This window comes from Chromatium okenii (assembly GCF_016583745.1).
GTDB lineage: Bacteria > Pseudomonadota > Gammaproteobacteria > Chromatiales > Chromatiaceae > Chromatium > Chromatium okenii.
Window position 1 is genome coordinate 130,033 of the sequence record NZ_NRRQ01000003.1, and the last position, 9,524, is coordinate 139,556.

Genomic DNA, 9,524 nt, shown 5'->3' on the forward strand with positions numbered 1-9,524 from the left:
TTGTCAGTGATCGGTTGTCAGTAACAGCGTTGTGTTTACTGACAACTGAAACCCGACAACTAAAAACTCACAACGACTGCACCAACACCCGCTCGCCACTCGGATCAAGCGCCCGCGCCAGCGTCACCACTTGCTGATGATGGGTGAATAAAATCACCTGCGTCGTCGCCGCAAAGTTCGCCAACGCCGCCAACGTCGCCTGCGCCCGCGCATCATCAAACTGAATCAAGATGTCATCGACAATCAACGGCAGCGGCTCCCCGTCAGCGTGCTGCTGCTCCAAAGTCGCCAGCCGCAGCGCCAAATACAACTGATCACGGGTGCCCGTGCTCATGCCCTCCACCGGTACCCGTTCACCATTTGCCCGCCGTCCGATCAAAATGTGCTGGTCATCCGCGCTGTCAAAATCCGTCTCAATGCCGCCAAACGCCCCGCAGGTCAGTTGCGCAAAATAGCTGCTGGCGCAAGCCACCAGCGGATCGCGGTGGGCGCGTCGAAACGCCTCAATCGCATCGCGCAAAATCCGCGCCGCCAGCTTGACCCGCACATAACGCTCCGCCAAACCGCGCACCGTCGCCAACACCGCTTGACTCTGTTCGGCTAACGCAGCGGCTGCGGGATCGCCCGCCATCTCCGCAAATACCCGCTCGGCATGAACCCGCTTCTCGAACAATTGCAACTGGCGCGGATGTAAATCACCGTCAATCTGCGTTTCCAGCGCCAGCACTTCCGCCGCCACTGCGTCATAGTCCACCGCACCAGCTTCAGCCCGCAGCGCCGCGACATCCAAACCATCACCGGCACTTATCAACGCCGCCTCGACTTCGAGACAGCGTTGCTGGCAATCGCGGCGCTGCTGCTCACGCTGCTCGGCGAGCACCAGCGCTTCCGCATCATCGCAGTGCGCCTCCCGGCACAGCGCCGTCAACACCGCCTCCGCAGCGTGGAGTTGAGCCGTTGCCTGTTCACTTTCCACCAGCGCCGCGCCCAATTGCCGCTGCACTTCCTGTAAACGACTGCGCTCCTCGCGCTGTTGACCGAGCCGTTGATGCAACTGCGCCACCCCGTCTTCCAGCGTCAGCGCCAACAAATCCGGTGCCAAGCGCCTCAACACCGCGCTGGCATGATCGCGGAAGGTCTGCGCATCGTGATCTATTCCAGCAATCCGCCCCGCGAGTCGCTCCGCCTCGTGCAGCAGCGCCAAACAATCGTTGAGGGTGTTGAGATGCGCGGATGCAGTGGCGGCGCTGGCAGTGGGCGGCAATCCCAACGTGCTCATCAACGTCGCCCACGCTTGCGACCACTGCTGCCAATCCGCCTCCCGCTGCGCCACTTCCGTCGCCAGCCGCTGGGCGCTGTCATCCACGCGGGTGAATTCCTGCGTCAACAACATCCGCTGCCGTTGTGTCTCCAGCAACGCCGCGACCTGCGCCTCCGCGTGCAGCAACAGCGCCCCCCACCGCGCCGGTGCCGGCACTGCTGCTGTGCCAATCGTCGTGAGCGCCGCTGTCACTGCCGCGATATGTCGCTGGCAAGTGGTCTGCAATTCTGCCAATTGCGCCCGCCAGTCTTCGGCTTGTTTGACCACTTCACGCAGACGATTGGCTTGCGTCAGCCACTGCAACATCTCACGCGGCGGCAGCGGCTGCACCGCACAATCCGCCCACATTGCCCGCCACTCCTGCGTCAAGTGCTCGCGCCGTTCCTGCTGCGCGGCTGCCACCAGCGCCAATTCCTCCAGCCGCTGCGCACAGAATTCCAGCCGAGCGGTAGCGGTGGCCTGCTCATGCACCCGCTTGACCTCGCGCCGCAGCCGATCTGCCAATTGATCGACGGCAGCGAGCGCAGCATCCACCTGCTCTGCCAGCGCGAACCGCTCCGTTTTGGTGTCACTTTTGGGCGCGGGCGCTGCCGGTTCCCGCAAACTGAACTCCAGCGGCGGTGAAGTCGCGCTGGCGCTGGCATGACGCGCCGTGCCTGCCAGCCAGCCCGTTTTTAAGCGCAACCACAGGGCATCTCGCTGTTGCCGCGCCAGCTCCAGCTCGGCTTCCGTCGGCACCGCGCCCAGCAGTTGTAAGGCTCGCACGCTTTCCATCATCCGCTGCTGTTCGGCACGTTCCTCAGTCTGGGCGCTGCCAGTCCGCTGCTGCGCGTTATCAAGCTCTTGAAATTGTTTGATAAAGCGTTCCACCGTCGCCACCGTCGGCAACGGAGCACAGCACAGCGCCGTCAGATCAGCCGTCCAGCCAGTCAACGCGGCGAGCTGGCGCTGACAGTCCTCATCATGGCGCTGCTGCTGCGCTTGCGCCTGCGTCAACGTCCGCTCTAAATCGCCCGCTCGCCGCGCTTCCGCAATGGCATGACGCAAGGCATCACACGCGATGTGCTGCGGTAAAGCTGCCAGTGCCGCTTCCGTGCGCTGGCGCAGCGCAGTGGTTTGCGTTTGCTGCGCCCGTGTCTGCGCCAACGCCGCTGCTAACACCTCACCTTGTCCGCCGAGGGTGGTGACTTGATGCCGATGTTGGAGCAGAGGTTGCAGTTGCCCCGCGGCTGCCAGTGGCACGGTCGGATGTGTGTGTGCCAGCAACGCCGCTGCTTGGTGGTTGCAAGTGAGGCGATCCGTTTCCAAACGCACCCGATCAATGGCGGCTTTGTTGTGACTGCCCAACTGCGTCAACAGCCCATCAATCACGGCGGCTTCTGCCAATAAATCGGCTTGAATCACCAGCGCCGTTTCCTGCTGACGCAGCGCCGTTGCTCGCGCTTGGGCATTGGCTTGACTCGCCAGCGCCAGCGTCCGTTGTTTCCATGCCGCTTCGCGCCGGCTACCAAAGTCGGCGCTCAACGGCGGGACATCGTGCAGTTCTGCTAACTGCGCCAGCAGTTGCGCATGACGGGCGAGATTGGGCAACGTGCGGCGAATGCGCTCCAAACGACTGCGCTGGCGCGTGGCTGCCAACAATTCTGTCTCCACTGCCGCCAGTTGTTGGCGCAGCTCCTGCACCGTCGCCCGTGCCTCTTCCCACGCGCTGCCCAACAGCACCAACTGCCGCTGTTGGCGTTCTAACTCCGCGAATTGACTGAGCTGCGCGTTGATCAGGCGGGTGCTGGCGCGGGGTGAAAATAATTCCGTTGCTTCTTGATCCAGCCGTTTGAGCACGGCATGAACGTTGCCGCCTCCTAAACCGGCACCAAACAACGTTTCCGCTTCCCGCCCGCGCTCGGCGAGCACCGCTTGTCCGCCGCTGATGAGGGAGTCGTGGTCTATCCCAAACTGCCTTTCAAACAGGCGTTCATCCACGCCTCCGAGCAGGCGGGTGAGGGTGTCATCGGCCAGCACGGCGTCGTTGGCATCGCGCAGCGTGTGTTTTTGCCCTTTGCGGCGAAACAGCTCCACTTCTGTGCCATCAGCAGCACGCAAGCGCCCACCAACGCGCAGTTGTTGATAAGCATGTTGAAAGTTGTCGCTGGTAAACTTGGGAATGCCAAACAGCAGCGACCGCAGGGCGCGGAGTGCGGAACTTTTGCCAGCTTCATTCGCGCCAAAGATGATGTGCAGCCCGTGCTGGCCGCCACTCAAATCAAGATGACGGTCGGTGAACGGGCCAAAGGCGGATAAATACAGATCAAGAATTTTCATTGGCGTGAGTCAGGTGCGTTGGTGGCGGGTTTTTTAGGCGTTCGCATTAGCATAGCTGTCACCGCGTTAAATGATCTTGAGCCAGTGTTGCAGAAAATTCGGTCTACTGTTTTAAGCGTTACGCAGTTGCAAAAAGTTGTCAGTTGTCGGTAAAAACAGTTGCTACTGACCACTCAATTAACTGTGTTAAGTTGCTATAATAGCAAAGTTTCATCAACACTGATGCGCGTCATCACATCAATTCCACAACAACCGAGGTCAACGATGAATAACGATGAAATTTCCGCCGCCTTTATTGACGCAGGCAATGAATACTCAGCATTGGTCGAGCGCGGTTTGGGTGGTTCCCCGGAAGCATCGCGGGCATTTGCACGAATGCTGGAAACCGCTCCGCAGTCTTTTCTGGATATGATGCACAACAAGGTGGTGGAAATGGGTTTGATGCCCGAACAACCGGATGGTTATACCGCTGCGGGAGAACCGGTTTATCGTTTGGATGCCGTAGCAACGCGCTTGGGTATGTCAGAACAGGAAGCTGAAGAATCACTGCGCGAATTCCAAGATGAAACCGGGGCGCAATTCTTGAAGGATGATGAGATACATTCGGTGCAGTGACTTGGCGAAATAGTAGGGGTGAAAGAGTTGGCGGTTGTCAGTGATCGGTGCCAACCGTGTTTTTTACTGACAACTGACAACTTTTTTCAAAATTCACCGCTTGTGAATGCTGATATGCAGAAGCACTCAGTGGTTTATCGTCAGACATTTTCGCTTCCTTGGTTTCATCAAAGAGAAAAAGCATTTTTTGCTTAATTAAAAAACGCACTCAAATTCTAAACAAATTTGCCTCGTTCTGCATCGACAAAGATAATTGATTTAATTCAAGTGCTGCATCCTGAATCCCGACCGATGACACGCTGGTTTCCTGTGATGCTGCTGCAATCACTTTAATGTCACCGCTGATCTGACTAGAAACTGCCGACATTTCCTCGGTCGCAGAAGCAATTTCTTGAACCATACCCTGCAAGGTCGCAACTTTTTCATGTATATGATCCAGCGCGACACCAGCCAATGAAGCCAATTCAACCCCAGAAGCAACTTTTTTTGAGCCATCTTCCATTGTTTTAACTGCTTCAGCAGTTTCGCTTTGAATAGCGCCAATCATCGCGCTAATCTGTGCTGTTGAATGCGCAGTTTTTTCCGCCAATTCTCTTACTTCATCCGCCACCACCGCAAAGCCTCGTCCTTGCTCTCCAGCTCTCGCTGCTTCAATAGCGGCATTTAGTGCTAACAAATTCGTTTGCGCTGCGATATTTTTAATCACATTGACAATATCGCCAATTTGTTTAGAGCGATCACCAAGAGAATGCACCAATGTTGCCAAACTCATTACTGTTTTTGCAATTTCACTCACTTCGGCAACCGTTTTACCAACTGCATTTTTACCTTCATCAGCGGTTTGCAGCGTCGCGGTTGCAGAAATAGCGATGTTTGATGTATTCCTTGCTATATCTAATATAGATTTAGACATTTCAGTTGCTGAAGTGGCAACATGTGCTGTCTTTGTTGCCTGCTCATTCATTTTCAATCTGATATTGGTAACAGTTGCAGAAAAGGCTTGAGAACGTTGCGTCACGGCAACCGAGGTGGTATTCATTTTTCCGATGATGATGCCAAGATTTGCCATCATTTTATTGATGTCAAGTGCCATCATCGCAATTGCGTCAGAGCCAAAAACCTCTGCTTTCATTGTGAGATCACGCTCCGCTGCCCGCTTTGCTGCTGCCGTCACCGCCTGAACCGCCAGCAAAATGCGCCGAATAATTAAATGACTGCTGACTATAATCAACACAATCCCAAGCAATCCGCCTACAATTAAAACCACGCCAGTTTGTAACGCCAGCGCCTCCACGCGCTTATATTCCAGTTCATAATCTTTTTTTGCAATTCCGTCCAAAACGAGAATCGCATCATAAACCGGCGCGGCGGGACGTCCAAATAACTTATCAATAGCGGGAATATCAGTATTGATTTCGCGTTGCTTCGACATTTCTGAAAATGCCTGTTCAAACACTGTGAGGGTTTTGCTTGCGTTATTGATCGCATTTTTTTCTTCTTGAGAATCTGCTAACCGTGCATACGCTTCTAATTCTGCTTTCATAGCAGCCGCAGCTTGATTGAACTCCTGTGTATATTTGGCATCTTTGCGAATGAGATAATTTTTGAAAGCGCGCACTGCCATTCCATAATAGACTTGCGCTTTGAGCGCAACTCTCACCTGTTCCTCTTCCTTGACCATTAAATTAGAAAAGCTGTCAAGCGAGTGCTTGATACCGAAATATCCAGAAACGGCTCCCACAATCACCAGCGCCGCCATGATTGCAGCCATAGAATAGAGTTTTGCTGAGAGACTCATGTTCATTTGTGTTTTTCGCTCAATTTATCGAATGACAACATAAAAAGCCTTATTGACCAATCCCCCCAAACCCCCCTTTTTCAAAGGGGGGCTTTAGCGTGCTTTGTATTAAAGGAGGATTTACGAGATAACCACGCGCTGCGCCAATTGCCGCACCCGCTGCACCATTGCGGCTAACCCATTCCGCCGCGACATGCTTAAATGTTGATCTAAACCAATGCTGGCAAAAAACGCTTCGGCATCAAATGCCAGAATTGCCGCTGCGGATTGCCCTGAATAAAGCTGCTGCAATAACGCAATTAAACCGCGCACTAAATTTGCATCACTATCCGCTAAAAACTCAATCATATCGGTGCTGCCCGGCGCAAGCCGTGCCGCAATATGCACCGTACTTTGACAACCATGCACTGCGGTTGCCGCTGTTTTTAATGCTGCTGGCATTGGCGGCAATTTGTCCCCTAAATCAATCACATATTGATGGCGCTGCGGCCAATCTGGTAAAAATTCAAATACTTCGGCGATTTCAGCCGCTGCCGCTGCCGGTGATGCAGCGGTCGTTAATTTCAAATCTTCCCAACCACCTTTTTCTAATTGCGCGCTTTGTTTGGCGCGAGCGGCAGCGATAATTTCCGTGAGCGCATCCGCCAGCCGGTCGATGTCATCTAAGTTGTTGTAAACGCCGAAAGAAGCGCGAGCCGTCGCCGCAATTCCCAACCGCTCCATCAACGGCTGGCAGCAGTGATGACCGGTGCGGATGCAAATCCCGCGCAGGTCAAGCTCGACACCGATGTCGAGCGTGGACAACGGCGGATCAACCACCACCCACGACACCACGCCGCTTTTTTGCGCCGCCGTGCCTTTGATTTCTAAGCCAAAAATCGCACTCAGCCGCGCCGTCGCGTGTTGCAACAACGCCTGTTCGTGGGCGCTGATCTGCGCCAGCCCCAGCGCCTCCACCCATTTGATCGCCGTCGCCAGCCCGACCGCACCGGAAATGTTCGGCGTTCCCGCTTCGTATTTGCTCGGCAGCGGCGCGTAAGTCGTCCGTTCAAACGTGACCTGCTCAATCATGTCGCCGCCGCCCTGATATGGCGGCATCGCGTCAAGCAGATGACGCTTGCCATATAACACGCCAATACCGGTCGGGCCGTACAGTTTATGGCCGGAAAACACATAAAAATCAGCATCTAACGCCTGCACATCCGTCACGCCATGCGCCACCCACTGCGCCCCATCAATCAGCACCACCGCGCCCACCGCGTGCGCCGCCGCGATAATTTCGCGCACCGGATTGATCGTGCCCAGCGCGTTCGATACCTGATTGACCGCCACCAGTCGGGTGCGCGGCGACAGCAACTGCCGATACGCCTCCAGCTCCAGCTCACCCGCGTCATTGATCGGAATCACGCGAATCTGAGCGCCGGTTTTCTGCGCGATGAGCTGCCACGGCACGATGTTGGAATGGTGCTCCAAGGTGGACAAAATGATCTCGTCGCCTGCGTGAAGATTCGCTGCGCCCCAACACGCCGCCACCAAATTGATCGACTCAGTCGCGCCGCGAGTAAAGATGCACTCCGCCGGATCAGCCGCATTGAGAAAGCGAGCCACCGTCAACCGCGCTTCTTCATATAAGCGCGTCGCGGTTTGCGAGAGCTGATAAACGCCGCGATGAATGTTGGCATGTGACTGGCGGTGATAATCGCTGACCGCTGCGATTACCGCCGTCGGCTGTTGCGTGCTGGCGGCGCTATCCAAATAAATCAGCGGCATCGCGGACGCAGTGGACGTAAACAACGGGAATTGCGCCCGCACTGAGGCATCAAGTAATTGTAATGGCTGCATTTTGAATTAAACCGAGCGGGGAAGTGGCGGGGAAAAACGATGGGAATTCTGGCGCGAATGCAGCGAATTGCGCTGCATTCACAAGTGCGAATGACGCAGTTATTGACCGGCTTGTTCAGCGATACTCTTTTTCACTTCTGCCATATCCAATGCCTTGGCTTGCGTTAATAATTCACGCAAACCCCCTTCTGGCAATGCGCCAGCTTGAGAAAAGATGATAATCTGGTCACGGAAAATCATCAGCGTCGGAATGGAGCGAATCTGAAAATGGCTGGCAATATCCTGATGCTCTTCCGTATTCACTTTGGCAAACACGACGTCAGGAAAATCTTCAGAAACCTTGTCATAAATCGGCGCAAATGAGCGACACGGACCGCACCAAGGAGCCCAAAAATCAATCATGACGCAATCGTTATTTTGCACAGCTTGCTCAAAAGTTGCGGTCGTGAGTTCAATAACAGCCATCTTAAAAAACCTCGGTAATCAATGGAATGAAACGTGAATGAAAAAACCAAGTTGCGCCGCATAAATCCGTTTTCAAGGCTGGCGGCAACCAATGCGCATACCGTCAGCCCAAACCCAATTAACTCACTTCAAGCTGTTCCAGAATACGGGCGCGAATCTCATCCACCGTGCCAATACCTGCAACCTTGATATACGTTGGCGCTTCCGCACCGCCTTGCGCCGCCCAACTGCTGTAATAGCCAATCAGCGGCTCGGTTTGCTCGTGATAGACCGCCAGCCGCGCCATCACCGTTTCTTCACGATCATCTTCGCGCTGAATCAACGGCTCGCCGGTTTCATCATCCAGCCCTTCCTGTTGCGGCGGATTAAATGCGATGTGATAGGTGCGCCCGGACGCCAGATGCACGCGCCGTCCCGACATGCGGCGGATGATTTCCTCATCTGGCACCGCGATTTCCACCACTGCATCAATGCTGACGCCAGCGGCTTTGAGCGCATCCGCCTGCGGCAAGGTGCGCGGAAAGCCGTCAAACAGATAACCGCTGGCGCAATCGGCGTCAGTGATGCGCGTTTTGACCATGCCCATGATGATGTCATCCGACACCAGCCCGCCTGCATCCATGATTTTCTTAGCCGCCATCCCCAGCTCGGTGCCGGCTTTGACGTGAGCGCGGAGCATGTCGCCGGTTGAAATCTGCGGAATCTGAAAATGGGCTTTGATGAAACCCGCTTGCGTGCCTTTACCAGCGCCGGGACCACCTAACAGAATGATGCGCACGACCGTGTTCTCCTTGCAGTTGTTGATTGTGTTGAAATTGTGCCACAGAAAACAGCGCGTTTTGTAAAAGAGCGCAATCTCGCGTGACGATTGCAGAATCAGCGTTGAGCAATAATAGCGTTTTTCATTGCCTTACGAGCAACGCAAAAAGCCCAATTCATACACCAGCGGCTGCAATTTCTCGGTCAAGGTTTTATATGCCAATTCAAACGCCGCAAAACGCACCGGCACTTGATTACTGCGCTCATTGCGTTTTTTCACAGCGGTGCGGAGTTGATACCAACCGACATCAGCGCGATTGAGTTTTAATGCACTGCGCACGGCATGATGATCGCGCTGGGCGAAATACGCCAACCAGATTTTTTTGCCTTCTATAAGCACCGCTT

At 54.9% G+C, this 9,524-nt stretch carries 8 protein-coding genes; 1 reads left to right on the forward strand and 7 read right to left on the reverse strand.

Annotation, left to right across the window (positions count from 1 at the left end):
• Nucleotides 1-67: 67 nt before the first annotated feature.
• A complete protein-coding gene (locus CKO12_RS02090; protein WP_200153070.1) occupies nucleotides 68-3,640 on the reverse strand; it encodes an ATP-binding protein in 3,573 nt (1,190 codons plus the stop codon).
• Between the two features lie 264 nt (nucleotides 3,641-3,904).
• Here CKO12_RS02090 and CKO12_RS02095 point away from each other — a divergent pair, with 264 nt between their 5' ends.
• Nucleotides 3,905-4,255: a hypothetical protein gene (locus CKO12_RS02095; protein ID WP_200153071.1), complete on the forward strand. Its 351-nt coding sequence runs from the start codon at nucleotides 3,905-3,907 to the stop codon at nucleotides 4,253-4,255.
• A 37-nt stretch (nucleotides 4,256-4,292) separates the two neighbouring features.
• Here the strand turns inward: CKO12_RS02095 and CKO12_RS14625 are convergent, their stop codons facing one another.
• The 6 genes from CKO12_RS14625 to CKO12_RS02120 all read right to left on the reverse strand — a co-directional run.
• Nucleotides 4,293-4,463, reverse strand: a complete 171-nt coding sequence (locus tag CKO12_RS14625) for a hypothetical protein (RefSeq protein WP_207146219.1) — start codon at nucleotides 4,461-4,463, stop codon at nucleotides 4,293-4,295.
• Nucleotides 4,464-6,014, reverse strand: a complete 1,551-nt coding sequence (locus CKO12_RS02100) for a methyl-accepting chemotaxis protein (protein WP_200153072.1) — start codon at nucleotides 6,012-6,014, stop codon at nucleotides 4,464-4,466. It abuts the gene before it with no gap.
• Between the two features lie 159 nt (nucleotides 6,015-6,173).
• Complete coding sequence (locus CKO12_RS02105; protein ID WP_200153073.1) at nucleotides 6,174-7,895, reverse strand: SufS family cysteine desulfurase; 1,722 nt, start codon at nucleotides 7,893-7,895, stop codon at nucleotides 6,174-6,176.
• Between the two features lie 99 nt (nucleotides 7,896-7,994).
• Nucleotides 7,995-8,360, reverse strand: coding sequence for a thioredoxin (gene trxA, locus CKO12_RS02110; RefSeq protein WP_200153074.1), 366 nt, complete (start codon nucleotides 8,358-8,360; stop codon nucleotides 7,995-7,997).
• 118 nt (nucleotides 8,361-8,478) lie between these two features.
• A complete protein-coding gene (gene adk, locus CKO12_RS02115) occupies nucleotides 8,479-9,138 on the reverse strand; it encodes an adenylate kinase (protein WP_200153075.1) in 660 nt (219 codons plus the stop codon).
• A gap of 132 nt (nucleotides 9,139-9,270) precedes the next feature.
• A partial coding sequence (locus tag CKO12_RS02120; RefSeq protein ID WP_200153076.1) for a hypothetical protein occupies nucleotides 9,271-9,524 on the reverse strand: 254 nt, incomplete at its 5' end.

Coding starts and splice junctions, on each gene's coding strand:
- CKO12_RS02105 (WP_200153073.1), bottom strand. CDS start 7,895: ATGCAGCCATTACAATTACTTGATGCCTCAGTGCGGGCGCAATTCCCG.
- CKO12_RS02100 (WP_200153072.1), bottom strand. CDS start 6,014: ATGGCGGCGCTGGTGATTGTGGGAGCCGTTTCTGGATATTTCGGTATC.
- CKO12_RS02095 (WP_200153071.1), top strand. CDS start 3,905: ATGAATAACGATGAAATTTCCGCCGCCTTTATTGACGCAGGCAATGAA.
- CKO12_RS02090 (WP_200153070.1), bottom strand. CDS start 3,640: ATGAAAATTCTTGATCTGTATTTATCCGCCTTTGGCCCGTTCACCGAC.
- trxA (WP_200153074.1), bottom strand. CDS start 8,360: ATGGCTGTTATTGAACTCACGACCGCAACTTTTGAGCAAGCTGTGCAA.